This is a genomic window from Ruegeria sp. CDSA033 (assembly GCF_059612305.1).
Genome location: NZ_JBXWQI010000001.1, coordinates 490,385 through 513,110, shown reverse-complemented (window position 1 = coordinate 513,110; position 22,726 = coordinate 490,385). Strand labels below are relative to the sequence as shown.

Here is a 22,726-nt window from a genome sequence, read left to right as displayed (position 1 = left end):
GAATCAGATCGAACGACTCACCCCCTGATTCTCTGGTGACCACCCGCAGCCTGCGAATGCAGGCTGCCCGGCCCAACGCCTTTAAATGCATGATAATGCAGTCAAAGGCGGCGGGTGCCCACGTTAGCGCCGATAGTCTTCTGGGCGAATCTGATAGCGCGCCAGTTTGTCGTAAAAAGTCTTGCGCGGTAGTTTCAACGCACTTGCCGCATCCGAGGCTTTGCCATTGTGCCGACCCAGCGCCGCAATCAACAACGACCGCTCTACGCGCGCCATTTGCTCGTTCAGCCCCAGATCAGCGGCACGTGCCACCTCTTCCGGCATCCCCAACACGAACCGCATCGCCGCCGACATCAGCGATCTGGCATTGCCCGGCCAATCGCTGGCCATCAACGACGCAAGGTGCTCCGAGGTAATCTCGGGTTCGGCAATGCCCGCCTGTTCCGCCGCTTGCGCGACATAATGGCGAAAGATCACTGGAATATCTTCGGGTCGTTCCGCCAGCGACGGGATCCGCACACGCATGACATCCAGGCGATAAAACAGGTCCGCATTGAATTGGCCCTGTTCTGACAGCACCGCCAGATCTGCGGTTGTTCCCGCGACAATCCGAGAACCGGTGCCCTGCTCTATCATTTCAAGCGCGGCGTATTGCGTGGCGTCTGGCATGGCCGAAACCTCATCCAAGAACAACGACCCACCGGCCGCATCTTCGCACACGCGTACCAACCCCTCGGGCGTCAGCCCTGAGGCCGGGCGCTTGACGAACGGCCCCTGCCCGACCGGCGACATCAGATGAACGACTTCGGCCACTTTCGATATCCCGCTGCCCGGTGGCCCGGTTACCAGAACTTCTGCCCCGGTGGGGGCGACGGATCGGACCCGTTCGCGCAGGGCCTCGGCCTGTGCGGACAGGCCGAACAAAAGCCGCGCTGCGGGGTCGCCGCGCTCAAGCTCTGATTTGAGGGCACGCTGTTCGATCACCTGCGCGCGCGCGTCAAAGGCACGTTCCAACACGGGCAGCAGGTCCGCCGCCGCACATGGCTTTTCCAGAAAGTCAAAAGCTCCCTGTCCCATGGCCTGCACCGCCATCGGGATGTCGCCCTCACCGGTCAACAGAACAACGGGCAAATCTGGATCAACCTCACGCGCGTAGTTCAGCAGATGAAATCCATCCCGGCCCGGCATACGAATGTCCGAAACGATCACACCCAGAAAGTCGGCGCGAATATGGTCTTTTGCTGCCACAAAGGATCCCGCAGTAACCGGATCATAATCTGCCAACTCAAGTGTTTGCGCCAAAGCTTCGCGGACGGCAGCGTCGTCATCAACCAGTAGAATTTTCCGCGTCATGCGACCTCGTGCTCCGTGAAAGGTTCAAGCTCGACGGTAAACAGCGCCCCGGTGTCCAGATTTGCACCCCGGATGTTACCCCCAAAGCTTTGCACCAGACCATACGAGATCGAAAGCCCAAGCCCCATCCCCTCAGAGGTTCCGACAGCCTTGGTCGTATAGAACGGTTCGAACAGTTTTTCCGAGTTTTCGATGCCCGGGCCGATATCGCGGACAGTCACGGCCAGCTTGTCGCCGCGGTCGATCGCAATGCGGATGAGGCGGTCGTCTTGCCCACTCATCGCGTCGGCGGCATTGTTAATCAAGTTGACGAACACCTGAACCAACCGCACCTCGCCGCCCCATGCGTAAACCGGGTTATTGGGCGGGGCCCAATCCATACCGACATCCTCGGTCCGCAACCGCGCCTCGGTCAACTCTACCGCCGTGTCGATCACCTGAACCAGATTAACCTTGCCCATCGGTTCGCTTTCATTGCGCGAAAAGGCACGCAGGTTCTTGATGATACGCGCCATGCGCGCCGCCATAGCAGAGATACGCGTCAGGTTCTCCGACGCTTTCTCATCCCGGCCGCGGGATAGAAAAGCCGCGCCATTGTCTGCGAATTGCTGGATTGCCATCAGCGGTTGGTTCAGTTCGTGACTAATACCGGCCGACATCTGGCCCAACGCGCTGAGTTTACCTGCCTGGATCAGCTCTTCCTGAGCGTGTTTCAGAGCCGCTTCTGCGTCTTCACGTTCACGCACTTCATGGCGCAGAGCAGTGTTTGCAGCTGTCAACGCATGCGTCCGTTGCGCGACCCGGCTTTCCAGAATCGTGTTGGCCTCGGCCAATGTGCGCCTGCGTTCGGTCGCCAGATACAGCAGCGCGCCGAAGGCCAGACAGATTGCAGCTACGGTTGCCGCCTGCAACCCCGCCAAACGCCGCGCGGGGGCCACATCCACCAGAACCTCAGCCGTCATGTCGATCACCGGCAAATCCAGCATCAGGTGTAATGCGCGGCTGGGCAGATACCGTCCCCAGTTCAGCTGCCAGACCTCGTGTGGACCGACCAGAACCGAAGCAAAATCGACCAATCCGCCGTCTGGGGGTGTCAGGCCCAATTGACCCTCATCCCGGTGCCAAAACAGCAGATCCGATCGGTTTGAGATAAAGACGACACCGTCCCCGTCGGTGAAGAACACCGCCTCGGTACTGCCGCGCCAGGTCTGTTCCACATCCTGCACATCGGCCACAACGATCAATACACCCTCGACCTGACCAGCGGAACCAAAGGCCGGGGCGGCGTAGGAATAGGTGCGGTCTCCGCTGCTTTCCACAACCCCATGCGCGCTGCCCATTGCGCCCTGCAATGCACGCCGAAACGCGGGGTGGTTCGCCATGTTTGGCCACACAACCGGCTGCGCCGAGGCCAGTACCTGCCCGCTTCGGTCAAGATACATCATGTTGACGGCCGAGGTCTTGTCGGCGACGTCCAGCAATATCGCGCGCGCTGCCCTTTGTTGCCCCGGGGTCTCAAGGGAGCGCAGAACCGGATGCGTGGCCATCAATACGGCCAGTTCCTGATAAACTTGCATCTGAGTGCTGAGCCGGTCGGCAGCCAGTTCAAGGTCAGCCTCGGCCTTTTCGCTGAGCTGCGACAGCGCTTGACGGTAGCCATAGGACCAGACCCCTGCGGTCAACAGGCCGACAGCAAACAAAAATCCCAGAATGACCCAAACGCGTTGCATGATATAGGGTCTTGCATTCGGCGCGCCGCATGGCAAGTCTGCGCCGCATGAAGACGGTATTTCAATCTCCGGTCGATCCGGAATTCGTGCAAAACCCCTACCCGCTCTATGATCAGGCCCGCGCGAGCGGTGATCTGGTCTATTGGGAGGAGTATCGGAAAGTCGCCGCTGTATCACAGCGGGCGGTCTCGGCGCTTTTGAAAGACCGCCGCTTTGGCCGGGAAGTACCCGAAGAAATGCGAACCCCAGGTCCGGCGCATCTTGCCCCTTGGCTGGCAGTCGAGGCGCATTCGTTGCTGGAAGCCGAACCGCCAAGACACACACGTTTGCGCGCATTGGTGATGCGGGCATTCACGTCGCGTGCCATATCGGCGCTGGAACCTTCGATTCACGACCTAACCCATTCTTTGATTGACGCATTTCCCGACCAACCGTTCGATTTGCTCTCTACCTTTTGCACCCAAGTTCCGGTCATCACGATCTGCCGCCTTCTGGGCGTGCCCGAGGATATGTCACCCAGTCTGCTACGCTGGTCACATGATATGGTGGCGATGTATCAAGCCAGCCGTACGCCCGAGACTGAGACCGCTGCCGCAGCCTCATCTCAAGCATTCACCGACTTTCTGATCGACTACATCGAGCAGCGCCGCAGCGATCCGCAGGACGATCTGATCACACGGTTGATCGTGGCTGAAGAAGATGGCGAAAAGCTCTCACGCGAAGAGCTGGTCGCCACCTGCATCCTGCTTTTGAATGCCGGGCACGAAGCGACCGTGCATTCACTTGGAAACGGCGTTAAGACCGTTTTGCAAAATAGCATCGGACCGCAACACTTTGCGCCGGACAGCATCGATCGCACGGTAGAAGAGATTTTGCGCTTTGACCCACCGCTGCACATGTTCACCCGCTATGCTTATGAAGACATCGACGCATTTGGGCACAGTTTCAAACGTGGTGATGAGGTCGCGCTACTACTGGGCGCGGCGAACCGGGATCCAGCAGTCTGGGGCGACCCGGGCAGGTTTGATCCCACCCGCGCCATCGTCACGAACACCAGTTTCGGTGGCGGCCTGCACTTTTGCGTTGGTGCCCCGCTGGCACGGATGGAAATGCGCATCGCACTGTCCGCGCTGTTCGAAAGATATCCGAACCTGCGCCTAAGCGCCGAGCCCGAGTATTCGAACACTTACCATTTCCACGGGCTGACCAAACTGATGGTGCAGACCTAGCTTTCGATCAGCGCTTTCAGAGGCAACATCGTGGTGGACTTGATCTCTTCCATCGACAGCAAGGCGGTCACGTTGTGCACGCGCACTTCTGAAATCAGCGCCTGATAGAATTCGTCATAGGCACGGGCGTTCTTGACCCGCACCTTCAGGATATAGTCGATGTCGCCGGCCAGCCGATGCGCCTCTTGAACTTCGGGCCTGTCCCGCAGGGCTTTCAGGAATTTATGCTGCCAGTCAGCCTCGTGTTCCGACGTTCGGATCAGAACAAAAAACGTGGCTTCGAATCCCAGCGCTTCGGCGTCCAGCAATACGGTCTGTTGACCGATCACTCCGGCTCCTTTCAGCTTGCGTATCCGATTCCAGACCGGGGTCTTGGAACTGCCGACACGAGCGGCTATTTCGTCCAGCGATTGACTGGCGTCCCGCTGCAGCTCGACCAGAATTTTCCGATCCGTATCGTCAATCCGCACCGACATTCCAAAATTCCCTTCGTTTCGAAACCAATGTCCCGTTTTGCCGTTGGCGTGGAACATTTGTCCTTATTTGCTCGCCTATATGGCGTATTGGCGGGAATATTTCCTATATTGCAAGACAAGTCAAACCACACTCGGGACACGAAATGCAGCTTACGCAATCATATGATGGCACAGGACATGTCGACTTTGTCGGCGCGGGTCCGGGCGATCCGGAATTGCTGACGCTCAAGGCACTGAACGCCTTTGAGCGCGCGGATGTTGTTCTGCATGACCGTCTGATCAGTGATGAGGTCCTAGCCTTAGCCGGAAAGACCGCTGTTCTGGTCGATGTTGGCAAGGCCGGTTTCGGCCCGTCTTGGAAACAAGAAGACATTGACTCCCTGCTGGTCGAGCACGCCCTGGAAGGTCAGCGCGTTGTGCGCCTGAAGTCCGGCGATCCGACCGTATTTGGACGTCTGGATGAAGAGATTGAGGCGGTTGGGGCTGCTGGTATCTCGTGGCGGATCGTACCGGGCATCACAGCTGCATCGGCAGCGGTTGCCGGAATTGGTCAAAGCCTGACACGGCGTGGACGCAATTCTTCGGTCCGTTTTCTGACCGGCCACGACATGAAAGGGTTTGCGGATCACGACTGGACTGCCTTGGCACGCGCCGGTTCGGTTGCCGCGATTTACATGGGCAAAAAGTCCGCTCGTTTCATTCAGGGTCGCCTGATCATGCACGGTGCAGATCGGCAGACGCCGGTGACGTTGGTTGAAAACGCTACGCGCCCCGACCAGCGCATTCTGGAAACGACTCTGGACCAGTTGCCCACCGATTTGAACGCCGCCGAAATGGACGGCCCTACCCTGACATTTTATGGCCTCGCCCCACGCCAGGCGGCCGTGGCCCTGACCGAATTTAAGAAGGAGCACGCCTGATGGCCCGCGCTTTTACCCCCAAAGTAGTGACCGCCAACGACCTGTTGGAAGGTGACGTCATCTATTTGACCGAAGACGATCGGTGGTCGCGCGAGCTGACCGAGGCCGAGTTGATCACCGACGAAGCCCACGCGCAGGTGCGTCTTCTGGATGCCTCGCGCCAGGCCAACAAAATCGTCGGGGCATATCTGGCCGACGCCATTGCCGGCGACAATGGCCCTGAGCCCACCCATTTCCGGGAAGACTTCCGCCGCACTGGTCCGTCCAACTATGCCCACGGCAAACAGGAAACTTCCCCGCAGCCCCGGGCCTGACCTCTGGCCCGTCTCTCTCCCCTACTCAAGGCCCCAAGGTTCGGGGCTGCAACTAAGGACAGCTAATCATGTATCGCTACTCCGAGTTCGACACAGCATTTTTGGCAGAACGTAACGCGCAGTTCCGCGCGCAGGTTGAGCGCCGCATTGACGGCTCGCTCACCGAAGACGAGTTCAAACCGCTGCGCCTGATGAACGGCCTGTATCTGCAGTTGCACGCCTATATGCTGCGGGTTGCTATCCCTTACGGCACGCTGTCCAGCGCGCAAATGCGTCAACTGGCCCTGCTGGCCGAGAAGTGGGACAAGGGCTATGGCCACTTCACCACCCGTCAGAACATCCAGTACAACTGGCCGAAACTGAATGATGTGCCGGATATGCTGGACGCGCTGGCCGAGGTTGGCATGCACGCTATTCAGACCTCGGGCAATACCATCCGCAACGTGACCGCCGACCATTTCGCCGGTGCTGCCGCGGACGAAGTCGCCGATCCGCGCCCCTATGCCGAACTGCTGCGCCAGTGGTCGACCGACCACCCGGAATTCCAGTTCATGCCGCGTAAGTTCAAGATCGCAATCACTGGCTCGGAAAATGACCGCGCCGTGATCAAAGCGCATGACATCGGCCTGCAACTGGTTGAACGAGACGGCGTTCTGGGTGCCCGCGTGATCGTGGGTGGCGGTTTGGGTCGTACCCCGATGATCGGTAAAGAGCTGTCTGAATTCGTCGCGTTTGACGACCTGCTGGCGTATCTCGAAGCCACCGTTTCCGTGTGGAACCAGATCGGCCGTCGCGACAACAAGTACAAAGCCCGCATCAAGATCACCGTGCATGAGCATGGCATCGACACAATCCGCGCCAAGGTGAACGAGCGCTTCTTGAAGGTCCGCCCGCAGTTCAAAGGCGCGGACATGAACCTGCTGGAAGAGATCAAGGGTCACTTTGCCCCGCCAACCTTCCGTGAAGCCTCGGTTGCGTCGTTTGAAAGCGCCTACACCAACGATCCGGTCTTCCGGTCGTGGGTCGACACCAACATCGCGCCGCACAAGAACGCGGATCACGCGATCGTCACAATCTCGATCAAGAAGCACGGTCAGACGCCGGGCGATGCGACTGCTGAGCAAATGCGCGTAATGGCCGATCTGGCCGAAGAGTTCGCCTATGACGAGCTACGCATCAGCCATGAGCAGAACGTGATCCTGCCGCATGTCCACAAGTCGGACCTGCCCACGATCCACGCTCGTCTGAAAGAGCATGAGTTGGCCACCGCCAATATCGGCCTGATCAGCGACATCATCGCCTGCCCCGGCATGGATTACTGCGCGCTGGCAACAGCCCGTTCAATCCCGGTTGCACAGGAAATCGCGACCCGTTTCGATGATCTGAAGCTTGAGCATGATATCGGCCACCTGAAGATCAAGATCTCGGGCTGCATCAACGCATGTGGTCACCACCACGTGGGTCACATCGGCATCCTGGGTCTGGATCGCGCAGGCGTCGAGAACTACCAGATCACTCTGGGTGGTGACGCGACCGAAACTGCGGCCGTTGGCGACCGCACCGGACCGGGCTTTGCCTATGATGAGATCGTGCCTGCCGTCGAACGTATCGTCGAAACCTATCTGGAACAGCGCGACGGCGCCGAAGAGACATTCCTTGAAACCTATCGCCGCGTAGGCATGGCACCGTTCAAGGCAGCCCTCTACCCCGAGGCGCGAGCGAATGCCGCTTGACCTGATCCAGACGGAACTGGGGGTTGACCGCGCAGAGCTGACCGAAAAGGTCGAAGCGCTGAACACCCAGTTCCGCCACCACAGTGCCCATGACGTCATGCATGGCGCGTTGGAGGCAATCGAAGAGCTTGCTTTGGTCTCCAGCTTTGGGGCGGAATCGGTGGTGTTGTTGCACATGGCAGCCGTGGTCGACAAAGCCACGCCAGTCCTGTTCGTGGACACACAGATGCTGTTCACCGAAACGCTGGAATACCAGCAGGACGTTTCAGATCGGCTTGGCCTGAAGAACGTTCACATCATCCGCGCAGATGATGAGGATGTTCAGCGCGAAGACCCATACGGCGCCTTGCGCCTGAGCGACACGGATGCCTGCTGCAACCTGCGCAAAACCTTCCCGCTGCAGCGTGCTTTGGCGGGTTATGACGGCTGGATCTCGGGTCGGAAGCGGTTCCAGTCTGGCACACGCGCCGCGCTTGACTTCTTTGAGGTCGAGGACGGCACCGGCCGGATCAAGGTGAACCCACTGGCCCATTGGGCGCCCGAAGACGTGCGCGCCTATATGGATGAAAACAACCTGCCCCGGCATCCGCTGGTGGCCAAAGGTTACCCCTCGATCGGTTGTGCGCCCTGCACCTCGCCGGTCAAAGAAGGCGAAGACCCCCGCGCCGGACGCTGGCGCGATCAGAACAAAGAAGAATGCGGCATCCATTTTGTCGACGGCAAGATGGTGCGCGCTGGAGAGAAAACATGAACGTAATCGTTACGGATGAGGGGTTCGCCCCTGACGACTGGACAGATGGCTTTGTCACGCTTGAGGACGCTGCCAATGATGTGGTTGCGCTGGACGTGGCCTCGGGCACTGATCCTGATGAACTGGTTGACCGCCTGGGCAGCGCCCGCATGGTCCGCGTGGACTTCCCGTCTTCGGCGGATGGCCGCGGCTTTACCATCGCGCGCGTGCTGCGCCTGAAAGGTTTCACAGGCCGCCTGCGGGCCAGAGGCCACGTTCTGGCCGACCAGTACGCCATGGCGCGCCGCAGCGGGTTCGATGAGGTCGAAATCGACGACGCACTGGCCAATCGCCAGCCCGAAGATCAGTGGCTGGCCCGCGCCAACTGGAAAGATCATAGCTATCAGGCCCGCCTGCGCGGCTAACCCCGCCAATCGCCAGCTTGTGACTGTAAAGGGGCATTTAGCCCCTTTTCCTGACTTGGATCAAAGATTAAACGGAGATGTCGGTTTACCCAACCGGCAGTGAAACGATGACAGAGATGAAACCCGTGACCGAAGCAACCGCCGTCAAGGCCCCCGTCCTTCCGGACGCCCAGACCGTAACAGACGTCAAACATTGGACCGACAGCCTGTTTTCCTTCAAGGTCTCGCGTCCCGCCTCACTGCGCTTCCGCTCGGGCGAGTTCGTGATGATCGGCCTGCTGGGCGACAACGGCAAGCCGCTGTTGCGCGCGTATTCCATCGCGTCGCCATCCTGGGACGAAGAGCTGGAGTTCTATTCGATCAAGGTGCAGGACGGCCCACTGACATCGAAACTGCAACACATCAAACCGGGTGATCAGATCATCCTGCGGCCCAAGCCTGTTGGCACGCTGGTGCATGACGCGCTGTTGCCCGGCAAACGCCTGTGGTTCTTTGCCACCGGAACAGGTTTTGCGCCCTTCGCGTCCTTGCTGCGCGAGCCGCAGACCTATGAGGATTACGACGAGGTGATCATCACCCACACCTGCCGCGAAGTGGGTGAATTGGAATATGGCCGTCAGCTGATCGAAAGCATCCGCCAGGATGAGATGCTGGCCGAGCTGATGGGCGAAGGCTTTGCCGACAAGATCCGCTATTATCCGACCACCACACGGGAAGAGAGCCCCAAGATGGGCCGCATCACCGAATTGCTGAAAGACGGCACGGTTTTTGCTGATCTGGGCATCGAAGGCGGCATCAAACCGGAAACCGACCGCGCGATGGTCTGCGGGTCTTTGGCCTTCAACTTGGACATCAAAAAGATTCTGGAGGAGTTCGACCTGCGCGAAGGTGCTAATTCCGAACCCAAGGAATTTGTCATCGAAAAAGCCTTTGTTGGTTAACCTGATGCACCTGATCCGGGGCATTTGGCCCCGGACTGGCGAAAAACTCTGACAAACCCCGACTTTTCGGGCTGGCCTGCACTTATGCCGCTTGAATCGGCGTGCAGGCCAGTCTAAATTCCGGCCTTGAATTTCTGCAATCATCAAAGGAATGAACCCATAGCCCGCAGACCTCACAACGCGCCGCCGCAAAGAGACACCGGCCCCCGCGTCAATGATAAGATCCGTGCCCCCGAAATCCGTCTGATTGGCGCTGAAGGTGAAAATGTCGGGGTGGTTCATCCCGCCAAAGCCATGCAGATGGCAGTTGATGCCGGTCTTGATCTGGTCGAAATTTCGCCCAACGCAAACCCGCCGGTCTGCAAAATTATGGACTTCGGTAAGTTCAAGTACGAGACGCAGAAACGCGAAGCCGAAGCCCGCAAAAAACAGAAGATCATTGAGATCAAAGAGGTCAAATTCCGACCCAACACTGACACTCATGATTACGACGTGAAAATGCGGAACGTGTTCAAGTTTCTTGAAAACGGGGACAAGGTCAAAGTGACCCTGCGTTTCCGCGGCCGTGAAATGGCACACCAAAATTTGGGTCGTGAGCTTTTGGAACGTGTTGCAGCCGACACCAAAGAGATCGGCAAGGTTGAAAACATGCCGAAGATGGAAGGCCGTCAGATGATCATGCTGATCGGTCCGCTGCCACAGAAATAAACCCCTGTGCATATCGAATTTGAAACCCTGTCAGATCAGCTCTGACAGGGTTTTTTGTTGGTTCTATGGTACAGGCCAAGCGGCGCTTCAGCCGGGGATCGAGGTCGAGATCGCCCGACGAAGTTTGCCCACAAGCTCGTCTATCTGCGCGTCTTCTATGATGAACGGCGGAGCCAGCAGGACATGATCCCCAACCCGCCCATCCCGTGTACCGGCCATGGGGTAGCAGATCAGCCCCTCGGCCAAGGCGGCTTTCTTGATTTTGCTCGCAACGCCGTGGGACGGATCAAACGGCGTTTTTGTTTCGCGGTCAGCCACCAACTCCAGCCCTCGAAACAGCCCCCTGCCGCGGATATCCCCGACATTCGGATGCTGTCCGAATTCGGCCCGCAACGCCTCTTGTAGCTTTTCGCCCATCACGCCGGCGCGCGCGGGCAACGCGCGCGTGGTCAGTTCGGTGACAACAGCCAGGGCCGCTGCCGTAGCAACCGGGTGACCGATATAGGTGTGACCATGCTGAAAGAACCCGGACCCGTCGCGGATTGCATCATAGATTTTCCCGGTGCACATCATCGCACCAATCGGTTGGTATCCAGCACCCAACCCTTTGGCGATGCACAGAATGTCCGGCGAAATTCCATCATGATCGCAGGCAAACAAATGCCCGGTTCGCCCCATGCCACACATGACTTCATCTAGAATCAACAGAACGCCATATTGGTCACATATCTGGCGAATACGCTGAAAATACCCCTCAACGGCAGGAACCGCACCCAGCGTTGCCCCCACAACGGGTTCTGCCATGAACGCCATAACCGATTCAGGACCCAAGCGCAGGATCTCGACCTCCAACTCATTCGCGACGCGCTGGCCGTAGTCAAAACTGCTCTCAGTATCCGGCTTTTCAGCGTATTCGAAGCAGGGCGCGATATGTGTCATCTCGATCAACATCGGTGCAAATTGCGCGCGTCGCCATTCGTTACCTCCAGCCGACAACGCGCCCAAAGTGTTCCCGTGATAGCTCTGCCGCCGCGCGATCACCCGGCGACGCTCGGGCTGGCCTATTTCAAGAAAGTACTGCCGCGCGAGTTTCATCGCCGCCTCGGTCGCCTCGGACCCGCCTGAGACGAAATACACACGGTCCAGACCATCAGGAGCATGTTCCACCAACAGATCGGCCAGTGCTTCGGCAGGTTCGGATGTCATGAAACCGGTATGTGCAAAAGCGATCTGTTCGACCTGCCGCTGTACGGCTTCGATAACCGCCGGGTTCGAATGCCCGAGGCACGACACCGCAGCGTCACCACAATCCAGATAGCGTTGCCCCTGATCGTCGATCAGGTAACACCCGTCGCCCCCAACGGCGACTGGCAAGTTCGATTTGGTATGACGTGGAAAAACGTGACTCATGGCTGAGGTCCTTTCAAAGCCGCGACCAGCGCCGACACCGACGCTGCGTTGTTCGCCCAGATACTTCCGTCCTGGTCGGTCAAACTGTTTTCAAATCCAACCCGCACATCCCCTCCACGGTCCGCAGCCGTCTTAAGGCAAGCATGTTCCTGCTTTCCAAATGCGCAAACCATCCAACTGGAGTGGGTTTGCGGAAAGTGATCAAGGTCTTCTGGTGCGGATTCCTGCCCCGAGGTGTAACGCCCCAGAACCAACAGCCGATCAGTTTGCCCATCGCGGACGATACCGCGGGCTTGCCAGTCAGCCAGCAGAGCTACGTCTTCATCGTTATAGAGTATATGCTGAACACGCGTTCCCTGCTCGGCACACAGGCCGTAAACCTTATCCGCGAGGTCCGGCGCGCGCGCGATTTCCCGGACCGAGATCGAAGCCCATTTTGGCTTTACCTGCTGCAAACAGTGCAATTGGGCCGGGACATCAAAGATACCCGCCGCCTCGGTCGTGATCTGAACATCCATCTCAGGCACGGCACGACGCAACTCGGACATCGTCTCAAGATAACGCCCGGCATCCAGAGAATGCTGCCCCTGATCATCGCGCACATGCAGGTGAATCCCATCTGCACCGGCCCGAAAACAGCTTTGTGCAGTCGATGCGATCTCCTGCACCGACACCGGAAGCTGAACGTGATCCGCATGCCCCCTCCGGGCGCCGTTCGGCGCCACCAGAACATAGGGCGAATGCGATTGCGGCAGTGTTTTGGACATAAGAGCACCCTTTTCAACTTTTAACCCAGTTAAGGACCTTAGGCGCGTTTTCAATTTACATCTTTCATAACATTTGTTTTATTCTCCCGGATGACCAAGTCTTTGAGCCAGCTCACCGAAGCTCTGCGACAGCAGATCGACCAGTTGCCTCCCGGATTGCAGATGGCGGCAAAATACATCCTCGACCATCCCGGAGATTTCGGGCTGGACTCAATTCGAGAAACCGCAGCAAAGATCGGCGTTAGCTCGAACGTTCTGGTCCGGCTAGCGGATCGGATGGGATATGACCGCTTCGACGGCCTGCGCGCTCCGTTCCGCGATGCGTTGGTCACAGATGGCGAGGATCATCTGAGCCAAAGCTGGCTTGCCGACATGCAAGACGGTGACGCATTCAGTGCCGCTCAGGCAAAATTTGCCCAGAATGCACAGAACGTCGTCATGCGATCCCTGAGGTTAATGAACCCTGAACGCGTCAAGCGCGCCGTTGAAATTATGACGTCTGCTGACAGGTGCTTTGTCACCGCTACCCGCGCCAGCTATGCCTTGTCTTACTATTTTTCATACGCCGGACGCATGGCACACCCCGGTCTGCAACTTGTTCCGCGTCACATGGGGTCTGCGGCAGATGATCTGTTGGATGCGAATCCCAACGACTGCCTGATCGCCATCACCGTCCACCCCTATTCCGCTGACACTATCCAATCCATGCGAATGGCGCGACGCATGAACATGCCGCTCATCCTGATTGCCGACAGCGAAGTGATCGCACCCGGGGTCGAGCCGGACGTGGTTTTCCCCGTCAGCACGCGATCTCTGCACCACTTCTCAAACTATGCCGGGGCCATGGTGGTTCTGGAATGCCTTTTGGGTCACCTGTTTCAAGCCGGCGGCGACGCCGCGCGCAATCGCGTGGACAATTACCAAAAGTCCCGAGAAGACACAGGCGCATACTGGCAACCATCCCAGCCGCCCAGAATAAGACGGAAATAAAAAAAGCCCCGGACCTTATGGCCGGGGCTTTTTTGACAGTTTTGGGCTTACATGCAGGCTTCAATGGCCCGCTTGGTCATTACACTGACCAGATGCGCGCGGTACGCCTTGCTGCCGTGCAAGTCGGCAATCATGTTCGCGGGATTGATGCTCAGCCCGGTCAATGCATCCTGCCGAAACTCCTTGTTCAGGGCTTCCTCGGCCTCGGACCAGCGGAACACACCATCCTCACTGGCACCTGTTACCGCAACGCGAACACCGTCGGCGAAACGTGCCAGATAGACACCAACCAGCGCAAAGCGCGATGCGGGTTGCAGGAACTTCTGGTAGCTGGCCGCTTGTGGCACCGGGAAATTGACCGTGGTGATGATCTCACCTTCCTCCAGGGCTGTACTAAACAAACCCTCGAAGAAATCATCTGCTGCGATTTGGCGCGTATTGGTGATAATCGTCGCACCTGATCCCAAAGCACCCGCCGGGTAGCAAGCGGCCGGATCATTGTTGGCCAGTGAGCCACCGATTGTCCCCCGATTGCGCACCGCAGGATCGCCGATCTGCCCAGCCAGTGCGGCCAGCGCCGGATAGCTGCCGGCGGCCTCCGACGCCACCGTCGCGTGGGTCGTCGCGCCACCAATGGCCACCGATCCGTCATCCTCGATACAGACGCCCTGTATGTCGGGAATCCCACCCAGCGACACCAGCGTAGACGGCGCTGCCAATCGCTGTTTCAGCGTTGGGATTAGCGTCTGACCGCCCCCCAACGCCTGTGCATCCTCGCCTCCCAACGCCGAAACGGCGTCAGCAACGGTCGAGGGCTTTTCAAACTCGAAATTGTACATTTCGCTTTCCTTTCCGAAAGGCGCGGATCCGCCCTTCATCTGGCTAAAAATATCCCGAGGGTCTGGGGGCAAAGCCCCCAGACCACCCGACCAATCAGCTGTTCATCGCCGCCCAGACGCGGGACGGGCTCACCGGCATATCGATGTGATCGACCGCCTTGCCGCCCGAGTTCAGCGCATCCAACACCGCATTGACCACCGCCGGCGGCGAGCCAATTGCACCGGCTTCACCGCAGCCCTTCACACCCAATGGGTTATGCGTACAGGGCGTCTGGCTGGAATGATCCACACCATAGAATGGCACGTCATCAGCTCGCGGCATCGCGTAGTCCATGAAGGACGCGCTCAGCAACTGACCGTTCTCGTCATAGGCACAATTCTCAAGCAAAGCCTGACCTATGCCCTGACCAATGCCGCCATGGACCTGACCGTCGACGATCATAGGATTGACGATGTTGCCAAAGTCATCTGCGGCATTGAAAGCCTCGATGGTGACCTGACCGGTCTCGGGGTCAACCTCGACCTCGCACGCATATGCGCCGGCCGGGTAAGTGAAGTTGGCCGGGTCATAAAACGCGGTCTCCTCCAACCCGGGTTCGACTTCCAACGGATAGTTGTGTGGTACATAAGCCGTCAGGGTTACATCACCCCAGGCCACCGACTTGTCGGTACCCGCGACGCTGAACTGACCGTCTTTCAGTTCAATATCCGCCTCGGACGCCTCCAGCAGGTGTGCTGCGATCTTCTTGGCTTTCTCGATCACCTTCTCGGTCGCTTTGACCATGGCCGAGCCACAAACCGCCAGCGAACGCGAGCCATAGGTCCCCATGCCAAACGGGATCTTTGAGGTATCGCCATGCACGATCTCGACCATTGACTCATCAATTCCGATCATGTCGGCCACAACCTGCGGGAAGGCAGTCTCGTGCCCCTGCCCGTGGCTATGTGCCCCCACCATGACACTGATCGAACCGGTGGCGTTCACCCGAACAGTTGCGGCATCATAAAGACCCGCGCGGGCCCCCAACATGCCGACGATGTTCGAAGGCGCGATACCGCAGGCCTCGATATAGCAGTTGATGCCCAGACCGCGCAGCTTGCCGTTGGCTTCGCTTTTCGCACGACGCGCGGCGAAACCCGCCAGATCGGCGGCGGCCTCAAGCTTGTCCATCGTCCCGTTGTAATCCCCGGTGTCATAGGTCAGTGCGACCGGAGTGTCATAGGGGAACTGAGTGATAAAGTTTTGACGGCGCAGGGCAATCGGATCAACACCCAACTCGCGTGCGGCTTTGTCAACGACACGCTCCAGCTGATAGGTCGCCTCGGGGCGTCCAGCACCGCGATAGGCGTCCACCGGTACGGTGTTGGTAAACATCGCCTTCACGTTTACCTGAATGACTGGCGTCTTGTAGTTGCCCGCCATCAGAGTGCCGTGCAGCCAGGTCGGAACCGAGCTGGAGAAAGTCGACAGATACGCACCCAGATTGGCATAGGTGTTCGTGCGCAGACCGATAAAGTTGTTGTCTGCGTCCAGTGCCAATTCGATCTTGCTGACATGGTCGCGACCATGGGCATCCGACATGAACGCCTCGGACCGGCTGGATGTCCACTTGACCGGACGGTTGCAGGCCTTGGCGGCAAAGGTGCAGAACGCTTCTTCCGCATAGTGGAAGATCTTGGTGCCAAAACCGCCGCCCACATCCGGGGCCACCACGCGCACTTTGTGTTCGGGCAGGCCCAGAACAAAGGCGCACATCAGCAGACGGATCACATGCGGGTTCTGCGAAGTGGTAAAGAGCGTGTAGTCGCCCGTGCCAGGCTTGTACTCACCCACCGCCACACGCGGTTCCATCGGGTTGGCGACGAGCCGGTTGTTGACCAGATCTAGCGTCGTGACATGCGCTGCATTGGCAAAGACCTCATCGACCTTGGCGTCGTCAGTCTCACCCAACTGCCAGTCATAGCAGATGTTGTTCTTCAGATCGTCATGGACCAGCGTCGCCCCATCTTGTGCGGCGGTCTTCATGTTCATGACAGCTGGCAGTACTTCGATATCCAGATCGATAGCCTCGGCCGCATCACGGGCCTGTTCCAGACTGTCGGCCACAACGGCTGCAATCGGGTCGCCCACATGGCGCACCTTGCCTTGTGCCAAAATGGGGTGCGGCGGCTCCTGCATGGGCGCGCCGTGCTTGTCGGTCACTTCCCAGCCGCAAGGCATCCCGCCCACGCCCTCGAAATCCTTGCCGGTGAAAACCTTGACCACGCCCGGCATAGCTTCGGCGGCTGAGGTGTCGATACTCTTGATGCGGCCATGCGCAATGTCGGACCGCAGGAAATGCACATAAGCCTGGCCATGTACGTTGATGTCGTCGGTATAATTTCCCGCTCCGGTCAGAAAGCGTACGTCTTCGCGTCGCTTGGAACTGGCTCCGATGCCACTGTCTTTGGGCATTGCTTGTTCTCCTCCCATAAACGGATGCGTGTGCACCCTATGTCATCCCACGGGCGTTTATTTGGACGCCCGCAGCGGCATCATTCGGCAGCGGTGCTGCTGACGTCCTGACCCGATGCGGCCATGATCGCCTTGACGATGTTGTGGTATCCGGTGCAGCGGCACAGGTTGCCTTCCAGATATTTGCGCACTTCGGCCTCAGTCGGGCGCGGGTTCTCTTTCAACAGCGCGGCCGCGCTCATCACCATGCCTGGCGTGCAGAAACCGCATTGCAGGCCATGATGGTCCTGAAACGCCTGCTGGATCACATTCAGCGAACCATCCGCGTTGGCCTGGCCTTCGATGGTGCCGACATCGGCCCCGTCCGCCTCAAGCGCCAGCATGTTACAGGATTTGACCGCCTCGCCGTTCACATGCACCACGCATGCGCCGCACTGTGCGGTATCGCATCCGACATGAGTGCCAGTCAGCGACAGGTGTTCACGCAGAAAACCGGACAACAACGTCCGGCCCTCGACGTCACCGCTCACGGACTTTCCGTTCACGGTCATTGAGACCTGTGTCATAGATTCCTCCCATTTCGTATTATTCTTCGTCCCGAGTTAAACACGGGAAAATTTGTTTGAGAACAAAAATATTTAGCGCCAATATCCGACGTTCGTCGGGGTCGTCTTTTCTTTCATAGCCGCCTAATAAGAAAAACTAATTCCCGCCCCATCACCTTTTGCGCGCAGATCTCGGTTGCGGTCTGGTTGGAATTTCTTTCAGCAGCCCGCCGACGCCCATCGCCGCAATATCTGCGCCGGTTGTCTCGATCCCGCATGCAACGCGCGACAAGACCCAGTCCGCTCCGTTCAACGCCGGCGAACGGGCACATCCGGGAAGTCCAATCACCGGCTTGGAGCCTAGTGTTCCAAGAAACAGCAGATTACCAGGATCAACGGGCATGCCGAACCTGTCCACCTGACCACCCGCAGCGCGCACGGCCTGAGGTGCAACATCAAATGCATCAGAGGTGGCAGAGCCGGTCAAGATCATCACGATGTCGCCCACTGCCGCTGAAATGGCCTGCGACAGCGGTTCGGCCTTGTGTGACACGATCCGTACATCGCTTAGGTCCATGCCAAGGGCCTCGACCCGGCCGCGAATGGCTGCGATACCTTTTTCGTTTGGCGGACCGCCCGGAATATCCGTAACGATCAATCCTGCCGATTTGTGTACAGGGGCCGTCAGACGAATCGAAGCTTTGGCCAGATCGGCGGCTTGCACGACGTCCTCTTTTGAGACCGCATAGGAAATCACCTTGATCGTGGCGACCATCCCGCCCGCACCCATCTGTTGATATTGCGGCACGGTCGCTACCGTTATCATCGGATTGACGCAGTTGAACGCCTGCAATGCCCCGACATCTAGTTCCACGACCCCCGGACCGTCGGCCAACAAGTTAACACGCCCGGTAAACGGCTGCGTCACTCGCAAACCTGCGGCTTGCGGATCAGGTGCAAGCGCCGCGGCCAGCACTTCAGCGGCCTCGTCTTCGTGGCAATCTCCGGGCTCGAGCTGTGCAACCGTGACGTCACCATACCCTGCAGCAGTTAGCTGAGCGCAATGTTCGGCCGTCAACTGCAGTCCCTTGCGCAGTTTGGTGTCCTGAACCTGAACGGAATGCGCAAGGATCGCGCCAGTGGCCTCAGAAACGGGAACCGGGCCGAACTTCACGCCTTGCCCCGCAGCACGGCCGTCATTTGTGCAAGGATGGCTACCGCAATCTCAGACGGATCCGCCGCGCCGATGTCCAATCCAATAGGTCCGTGGATCTGAGCAATCTGGTCGTCCGCAAAACCAGCCTCTTTCATGCGCGCGACCCGCTTGGCGTGCGTTCGCGTCGAGCCTAACGCTCCGATATAAAACACGCCCGCCTTCAATGCAGATTCCAAAGCCGGATCGTCCAGTTTCGGATCGTGGGTCAACAGGACTACAGCCGTTCGCGAATCCATGCCCAGTTTGGCCACGGCCTCGTCCGGCCAATCGGTCAGGATGGTTTCGCCCGGAAAACGGGCACCAGAGGCGAAGGCGTCGCGCGGGTCGATGATAGCGGGGTCATATCCAGCGATCCTAGCCATCGGAACCAACGCCTGTGCAATGTGAACTGCGCCCACAATTATCAGGCGTAGTGGAGGGTTATGGACCGCAACAAATGTGTGCCCATCCTCTTCGAACCCGGACCGGTCCATCCGCATTCGGTCCGGATAGGCATTGCGGCGCAAAGCCCGGTGACCGGTTTCGATGTTTACCTCATATGCAATAGGCTCACGCCGCGCCCGCGCATCGATCAGATCGCGCAACATCTGTTCTGGCATTACCGAACCAATCGGTTCCACCAAAACGCGGATCGTTCCGCCGCAGGCCAAACCCACGGCAAAAGCGTCTTCATCACTGACGCCAAATTCCAACAGACGCGCATCATCTTCGTCCATCGCCTCATGCGCTTCGACGATGACCGCGCCTTCGACACAACCGCCGGAAACCGACCCCTCGATCCGCCCGTCTGCGGCGATCACCAACTGGGCACCGACGCGACGCGGCGCGCTGCCCCAGGTCTCAACCACAGTTGCCAGCGCGGTTGGATGACCCTCTGTATGCCACTTCAGGGCCGTCTCTGGGCTGTTGTCGAATCTGTCCATTGCACCCTCCCGGCGTGTTCTGATCCAACATAGGCAGGTTTGGCGCAATGAAAAGTAAGCCTTAAGGCGAATACCGGATGTTCGGCCTGTCTGTTAAACTCAGAATTGTATCGGCGTATACAAGCCCAGATTACCAAGCAGCCCAGAAATCATTGATTGCACCCGGACCAGATTCTAGCCTACATGCGTAGCTGCTGCATTCCAGTATGCGCATATTAATTTTTGACAATGGAGACAGAGAGTTGAAACGCATTTTTACACTCGGAATGGCACTTGGCCTGTTCACCGCAAGCGTTGCATCCGCAGACACGTTCCTGCGTTATGGCGAGGTCGAAGGTTGGAAAGTATTTATCGACGAGGACAAGAAATCCTGCCTGATCGAAGCTGTTGATGATGCTGAAAACGTCGTTCAGATGGGCCTGACCGAAGATCGTGGCGTGGGCTATGTTGGCGTGTTCACCAAGGCCAAGACCGATATCAAGCGTGGCGAGAAAGAAGCCGTGGCGGTCCTGTTGGGCGACAATATCTATGTCGGCGAAGCGACCGGAATGAAGGGTAACATCACCAAAGGTTATTCGGGTGGTTACGTCTTGTCAGATGACCCTCAATTCGCGGACGACCTGGCCAAGCAGAAAGTCATGGTCGTTTTCCCGGAAAAGGAATTTGCCTTCACTGTTGACCTGACTGGCACCTATAAGGCCATGGAAATGGCGCGCAAATGTAACGAAGAACAGCTGAGCTGATATTCAGTCGGAAAGCGCGGTCATCAACCGCGCTTTCTCACCCACGTCATCGGGTTTTGAGATGACGGCAGCCAGATCTTCCAGCGACGCAATCGAATGGCCGGCACGGAAACTGTCCACATGGGGCAGCATGGCCGCAACACCCTGCGCTTTGGGCGCGAACCCATCCCACCGCAGCAATGGATTCAACCAGATCAGACGGCGCGCGGACAGGTGCAGTCGCTCCATCTCTTTACCCAACGCCTCGGGGTCTCCGCGATCCAGCCCGTCCGAGATCAATAGGACCACAGCACCCTGCCCCATGACCCGCCGCGACCAATCGCGGTTGAACGCGTGCAGACACTCGCCAATCCGCGTTCCCCCTTCCCAATCCTGCGCCTCGGCCCCGGCGGCGGCCAGTGCGGCATCTACGTCGCGCTGCTGAAGATGACGGGTGATATTCGTCAGACGCGTCCCAAAGGTGAATGCGTGAACCTTGGCCCAGCCTGCCCCTTTGGCGTTCGACACCGCATGCAGGAAATGCAGGACGATCCGGCTGTACTGACTCATCGACCCCGAGATATCGCAAAGCACGACAAGATTGGGCCATCGAGGTTTCGGCTTGAGCTTAGCAATATCGCGCAACTCTCCACCCTGACGCATCGCCGCGCGCAATGTCCGCGCCCGGTCGATGCGATGCCCCAGATGGCTAGCCTGACCACGTCTGGATTCTATTGGCTTCACCGGCAGAGCAAGCCGCGACAGCATGCGCTTAGCTTGCGCGATCTCGGCGGTGCTCATCTGCTCAAAGTCCAGACTGCGCAGACGTTCCTCGGAGGACGCCGTTTGCGAGGCGTCGATTTCTAACTCGGTTTCTTCTTCCTGCTCAGCCACTTCGGGCAGATCACGTTCAACCCCGTCCAACAACGCCTCGGCCGCGCGCTTTTCGGCTGCGTCAGCCTTGCGTTCTTCCTGTACGCCGCGAATAGCCGGCAGCATCATGGACATCATGTGCTCAAGATATCGGGGGTCACGCCAATAGAGGCGAAAGACCTGCGCAAATATAGTGCGGTGTTCCGGGCGGTTCACGAAACAGGCGTGCAATGTCCAATAGAAATCCTGTTTTTCCGTGAACCCCGCCGCCTGTACCGCGCGAATGGCATCCACCACTCGCCCCGTCCCAATCGGTAACCCGGCCTTACGCAACGCGCGTGCGAAATGGGTGATGTTTTGCGCCAGTTTGGGGTTGTCCGGAATGTCGATCGGAAGCTGTTCAGCCATCAGGCTGGTTCCAGCGACGCTTTGGCTTGATCCAGTATTCGTTTCGCCTCGGATCCCTGCAATTTCTGGATGTCGTCCTGGTATTTCAAGATCGCACCCAGGGTGTCTCCGATCACTTCGGGGCTGAGGTTGATGACGTCCAGCGCAAGCAGGCATTTGGCCCAATCTATCGTCTCAGCCACACCCGGTTTCTTGAACAGGTCTTCGGTGCGTAGATGCTGAACAAAGGCCACGACCTCACGACTAAGCGCTTCGGCAGCTTCCGGCGCGCGCGCGTGCAGGATTTCGATCTCTCGGTCGAAATCGGGGTAGTCGACCCAATGATAGAGGCAGCGTCTTTTTAGTGCATCATGCACCTCACGTGTGCGGTTCGAGGTGACGATAACGATGGGCGGCTCCGGTGCTTTGACCGTGCCCAGTTCAGGAATCGTGACCTGAAAATCGCTGAGCGCTTCGAGCAGGAACGCCTCGAAAGGTTCGTCTGTGCGATCAAGCTCGTCGATCAACAGGACCGGCGCACCATGTTCATCCGGGCGCATTGCCTGCAGCAGCGGGCGTTCAATCAGGTACTCGTCCGAGAATAGCTCGGTCTGCAATGTGCCCCGATCCGCCCCGCCCGAGGCTTCGGCCGTGCGGATCGCAACCATCTGCGCCGGAAAATTCCATTCGTAAACAGCAGAAGAGGCATCCAGACCTTCGTAGCATTGCAACCTGATCAGGCGCCGGTTCAGACCGGCGGCAAGGGCCTTGGCGATCTCGGTCTTGCCCACCCCGGCCTCACCTTCCAGAAACAGTGGTCGGCCCAGTTTCAGGGACAAGAACACCACCGTCGCCAGCGCACGCCCGCAGACATAGCCTTGCGCACCCAACATGGATTGGACGGCGTCGATGGAATCTGGCTGTGTCATGTTTCGATCTCTCCCTTGGCACAACAGGTCATGACCACCCGCGCGCGTCAAGGCCGTGTTCTTTCCGGGACTTACGACGATCGGACTGATTGACAAGGTCTGGAACCGAAT

Annotated in this window: 22 protein-coding genes; 10 read left to right on the top strand and 12 right to left on the bottom strand. The window is 58.4% G+C overall.

Annotated features, from left to right (window positions below):
• Positions 1 to 123: 123 nt before the first annotated feature.
• Both AC2FLA_RS02555 and AC2FLA_RS02550 read right to left on the bottom strand, forming a co-directional pair.
• Entirely contained in the window at positions 124 to 1,353 is a 1,230-nt protein-coding gene (locus AC2FLA_RS02555; protein WP_496720250.1) for a sigma-54-dependent transcriptional regulator, read from the bottom strand.
• Positions 1,350 to 3,083: a sensor histidine kinase gene (locus AC2FLA_RS02550; RefSeq protein ID WP_496720248.1), complete on the bottom strand. Its 1,734-nt coding sequence runs from the start codon at positions 3,081 to 3,083 to the stop codon at positions 1,350 to 1,352. The genes AC2FLA_RS02555 and AC2FLA_RS02550 overlap by 4 nt, the downstream gene beginning before the upstream one ends.
• A gap of 47 nt (positions 3,084 to 3,130) precedes the next feature.
• Here AC2FLA_RS02550 and AC2FLA_RS02545 point away from each other — a divergent pair, with 47 nt between their 5' ends.
• Positions 3,131 to 4,312 (top strand): cytochrome P450, encoded by a 1,182-nt coding sequence (locus tag AC2FLA_RS02545; protein WP_496720246.1) that lies wholly within the window; start codon positions 3,131 to 3,133, stop codon positions 4,310 to 4,312.
• On the opposite strand, the gene AC2FLA_RS02540 is transcribed toward AC2FLA_RS02545, so the two are convergent.
• Positions 4,309 to 4,788, bottom strand: a complete 480-nt coding sequence (locus AC2FLA_RS02540; RefSeq protein ID WP_058271489.1) for an Lrp/AsnC family transcriptional regulator — start codon at positions 4,786 to 4,788, stop codon at positions 4,309 to 4,311. The two genes, AC2FLA_RS02545 and AC2FLA_RS02540, sit on opposite strands and share 4 nt — an antisense overlap.
• Before the next feature lie 143 nt (positions 4,789 to 4,931).
• On the opposite strand from AC2FLA_RS02540, the gene cobA reads away from it, so the two are divergent.
• From cobA to infC, 7 genes are all read left to right on the top strand, one after another.
• Positions 4,932 to 5,708, top strand: coding sequence for a uroporphyrinogen-III C-methyltransferase (gene cobA / locus AC2FLA_RS02535; RefSeq protein ID WP_496720245.1), 777 nt, complete (start codon positions 4,932 to 4,934; stop codon positions 5,706 to 5,708).
• On the top strand, positions 5,708 to 6,022 hold the full coding sequence (locus tag AC2FLA_RS02530; protein ID WP_496720243.1) for a DUF2849 domain-containing protein: 315 nt from the start codon (positions 5,708 to 5,710) through the stop codon (positions 6,020 to 6,022). The genes cobA and AC2FLA_RS02530 overlap by 1 nt, the downstream gene beginning before the upstream one ends.
• Before the next feature lie 68 nt (positions 6,023 to 6,090).
• Positions 6,091 to 7,755 (top strand): nitrite/sulfite reductase, encoded by a 1,665-nt coding sequence (locus AC2FLA_RS02525; RefSeq protein WP_496720241.1) that lies wholly within the window; start codon positions 6,091 to 6,093, stop codon positions 7,753 to 7,755.
• Positions 7,745 to 8,506, top strand: coding sequence for a phosphoadenylyl-sulfate reductase (locus AC2FLA_RS02520; protein WP_282168401.1), 762 nt, complete (start codon positions 7,745 to 7,747; stop codon positions 8,504 to 8,506). Before AC2FLA_RS02525 ends, AC2FLA_RS02520 begins: the two co-directional genes overlap by 11 nt.
• A complete protein-coding gene (locus AC2FLA_RS02515) occupies positions 8,503 to 8,910 on the top strand; it encodes a DUF934 domain-containing protein (protein ID WP_496720239.1) in 408 nt (135 codons plus the stop codon). Before AC2FLA_RS02520 ends, AC2FLA_RS02515 begins: the two co-directional genes overlap by 4 nt.
• Before the next feature lie 107 nt (positions 8,911 to 9,017).
• Positions 9,018 to 9,851, top strand: coding sequence for a ferredoxin--NADP reductase (locus AC2FLA_RS02510; RefSeq protein WP_113789088.1), 834 nt, complete (start codon positions 9,018 to 9,020; stop codon positions 9,849 to 9,851).
• Positions 9,852 to 9,977: 126 nt separating this feature from the next.
• Positions 9,978 to 10,559, top strand: coding sequence for a translation initiation factor IF-3 (gene infC / locus AC2FLA_RS02505; RefSeq protein WP_199520007.1), 582 nt, complete (start codon positions 9,978 to 9,980; stop codon positions 10,557 to 10,559).
• Positions 10,560 to 10,646: 87 nt separating this feature from the next.
• On the opposite strand, the gene AC2FLA_RS02500 is transcribed toward infC, so the two are convergent.
• Together AC2FLA_RS02500 and AC2FLA_RS02495 are read right to left on the bottom strand one after the other, a co-directional pair.
• Entirely contained in the window at positions 10,647 to 11,969 is a 1,323-nt protein-coding gene (locus AC2FLA_RS02500) for an aspartate aminotransferase family protein (protein WP_496720236.1), read from the bottom strand.
• Positions 11,966 to 12,736 carry a beta-keto acid cleavage family enzyme gene (locus AC2FLA_RS02495; protein ID WP_496720234.1) on the bottom strand — a complete coding sequence of 257 codons (771 nt, stop codon included), beginning with the start codon at positions 12,734 to 12,736 and terminating at the stop codon, positions 11,966 to 11,968. The genes AC2FLA_RS02500 and AC2FLA_RS02495 overlap by 4 nt, the downstream gene beginning before the upstream one ends.
• Before the next feature lie 102 nt (positions 12,737 to 12,838).
• Between AC2FLA_RS02495 and AC2FLA_RS02490 the strand changes: the two genes are divergently transcribed.
• Positions 12,839 to 13,726, top strand: coding sequence for a MurR/RpiR family transcriptional regulator (locus AC2FLA_RS02490; RefSeq protein ID WP_496720232.1), 888 nt, complete (start codon positions 12,839 to 12,841; stop codon positions 13,724 to 13,726).
• A 47-nt stretch (positions 13,727 to 13,773) separates the two neighbouring features.
• On the opposite strand, the gene AC2FLA_RS02485 is transcribed toward AC2FLA_RS02490, so the two are convergent.
• The 5 genes from AC2FLA_RS02485 to AC2FLA_RS02465 form a co-directional block, all read right to left on the bottom strand.
• Positions 13,774 to 14,565, bottom strand: a complete 792-nt coding sequence (locus AC2FLA_RS02485; RefSeq protein WP_496720229.1) for an FAD binding domain-containing protein — start codon at positions 14,563 to 14,565, stop codon at positions 13,774 to 13,776.
• Positions 14,566 to 14,659: 94 nt separating this feature from the next.
• Entirely contained in the window at positions 14,660 to 17,020 is a 2,361-nt protein-coding gene (locus AC2FLA_RS02480) for a xanthine dehydrogenase family protein molybdopterin-binding subunit (protein WP_496720227.1), read from the bottom strand.
• Between the two features lie 80 nt (positions 17,021 to 17,100).
• Positions 17,101 to 17,586: a (2Fe-2S)-binding protein gene (locus AC2FLA_RS02475; protein WP_496720225.1), complete on the bottom strand. Its 486-nt coding sequence runs from the start codon at positions 17,584 to 17,586 to the stop codon at positions 17,101 to 17,103.
• Positions 17,587 to 17,737: 151 nt separating this feature from the next.
• The gene (locus AC2FLA_RS02470) at positions 17,738 to 18,739 is read right to left on the bottom strand and encodes a molybdopterin-binding protein (RefSeq protein WP_496720223.1); all 1,002 of its coding nucleotides are present in this window, start codon (positions 18,737 to 18,739) and stop codon (positions 17,738 to 17,740) included.
• On the bottom strand, positions 18,736 to 19,704 hold the full coding sequence (locus AC2FLA_RS02465; RefSeq protein ID WP_496720221.1) for an XdhC family protein: 969 nt from the start codon (positions 19,702 to 19,704) through the stop codon (positions 18,736 to 18,738). Before AC2FLA_RS02465 ends, AC2FLA_RS02470 begins: the two co-directional genes overlap by 4 nt.
• Before the next feature lie 242 nt (positions 19,705 to 19,946).
• Here AC2FLA_RS02465 and AC2FLA_RS02460 point away from each other — a divergent pair, with 242 nt between their 5' ends.
• Positions 19,947 to 20,447, top strand: coding sequence for a hypothetical protein (locus tag AC2FLA_RS02460; protein ID WP_082637106.1), 501 nt, complete (start codon positions 19,947 to 19,949; stop codon positions 20,445 to 20,447).
• 3 nt (positions 20,448 to 20,450) lie between these two features.
• On the opposite strand, the gene AC2FLA_RS02455 is transcribed toward AC2FLA_RS02460, so the two are convergent.
• Both AC2FLA_RS02455 and AC2FLA_RS02450 read right to left on the bottom strand, forming a co-directional pair.
• Complete coding sequence (locus tag AC2FLA_RS02455; protein WP_496720219.1) at positions 20,451 to 21,707, bottom strand: vWA domain-containing protein; 1,257 nt, start codon at positions 21,705 to 21,707, stop codon at positions 20,451 to 20,453.
• Positions 21,707 to 22,615 carry an AAA family ATPase gene (locus tag AC2FLA_RS02450; RefSeq protein WP_496720218.1) on the bottom strand — a complete coding sequence of 303 codons (909 nt, stop codon included), beginning with the start codon at positions 22,613 to 22,615 and terminating at the stop codon, positions 21,707 to 21,709. Before AC2FLA_RS02450 ends, AC2FLA_RS02455 begins: the two co-directional genes overlap by 1 nt.
• Positions 22,616 to 22,726 lie beyond the last annotated feature (111 nt).

What these genes read in the sequence shown, in the direction of transcription:
- AC2FLA_RS02525 (WP_496720241.1), top strand. Translation starts at nt 6,091, where the DNA reads ATGTATCGCTACTCCGAGTTCGACACAGCATTTTTGGCAGAACGTAAC.
- AC2FLA_RS02500 (WP_496720236.1), bottom strand. Translation starts at nt 11,969, where the DNA reads ATGAGTCACGTTTTTCCACGTCATACCAAATCGAACTTGCCAGTCGCC.
- AC2FLA_RS02475 (WP_496720225.1), bottom strand. Translation starts at nt 17,586, where the DNA reads ATGACACAGGTCTCAATGACCGTGAACGGAAAGTCCGTGAGCGGTGAC.
- AC2FLA_RS02510 (WP_113789088.1), top strand. Translation starts at nt 9,018, where the DNA reads ATGACAGAGATGAAACCCGTGACCGAAGCAACCGCCGTCAAGGCCCCC.
- AC2FLA_RS02515 (WP_496720239.1), top strand. Translation starts at nt 8,503, where the DNA reads ATGAACGTAATCGTTACGGATGAGGGGTTCGCCCCTGACGACTGGACA.
- AC2FLA_RS02550 (WP_496720248.1), bottom strand. Translation starts at nt 3,083, where the DNA reads ATGCAACGCGTTTGGGTCATTCTGGGATTTTTGTTTGCTGTCGGCCTG.
- AC2FLA_RS02495 (WP_496720234.1), bottom strand. Translation starts at nt 12,736, where the DNA reads ATGTCCAAAACACTGCCGCAATCGCATTCGCCCTATGTTCTGGTGGCG.
- AC2FLA_RS02530 (WP_496720243.1), top strand. Translation starts at nt 5,708, where the DNA reads ATGGCCCGCGCTTTTACCCCCAAAGTAGTGACCGCCAACGACCTGTTG.
- AC2FLA_RS02520 (WP_282168401.1), top strand. Translation starts at nt 7,745, where the DNA reads ATGCCGCTTGACCTGATCCAGACGGAACTGGGGGTTGACCGCGCAGAG.
- AC2FLA_RS02450 (WP_496720218.1), bottom strand. Translation starts at nt 22,615, where the DNA reads ATGACACAGCCAGATTCCATCGACGCCGTCCAATCCATGTTGGGTGCG.
- AC2FLA_RS02465 (WP_496720221.1), bottom strand. Translation starts at nt 19,704, where the DNA reads ATGGACAGATTCGACAACAGCCCAGAGACGGCCCTGAAGTGGCATACA.
- AC2FLA_RS02455 (WP_496720219.1), bottom strand. Translation starts at nt 21,707, where the DNA reads ATGGCTGAACAGCTTCCGATCGACATTCCGGACAACCCCAAACTGGCG.
- AC2FLA_RS02555 (WP_496720250.1), bottom strand. Translation starts at nt 1,353, where the DNA reads ATGACGCGGAAAATTCTACTGGTTGATGACGACGCTGCCGTCCGCGAA.
- AC2FLA_RS02540 (WP_058271489.1), bottom strand. Translation starts at nt 4,788, where the DNA reads ATGTCGGTGCGGATTGACGATACGGATCGGAAAATTCTGGTCGAGCTG.
- AC2FLA_RS02480 (WP_496720227.1), bottom strand. Translation starts at nt 17,020, where the DNA reads ATGCCCAAAGACAGTGGCATCGGAGCCAGTTCCAAGCGACGCGAAGAC.
- AC2FLA_RS02545 (WP_496720246.1), top strand. Translation starts at nt 3,131, where the DNA reads ATGAAGACGGTATTTCAATCTCCGGTCGATCCGGAATTCGTGCAAAAC.
- cobA (WP_496720245.1), top strand. Translation starts at nt 4,932, where the DNA reads ATGCAGCTTACGCAATCATATGATGGCACAGGACATGTCGACTTTGTC.
- AC2FLA_RS02485 (WP_496720229.1), bottom strand. Translation starts at nt 14,565, where the DNA reads ATGTACAATTTCGAGTTTGAAAAGCCCTCGACCGTTGCTGACGCCGTT.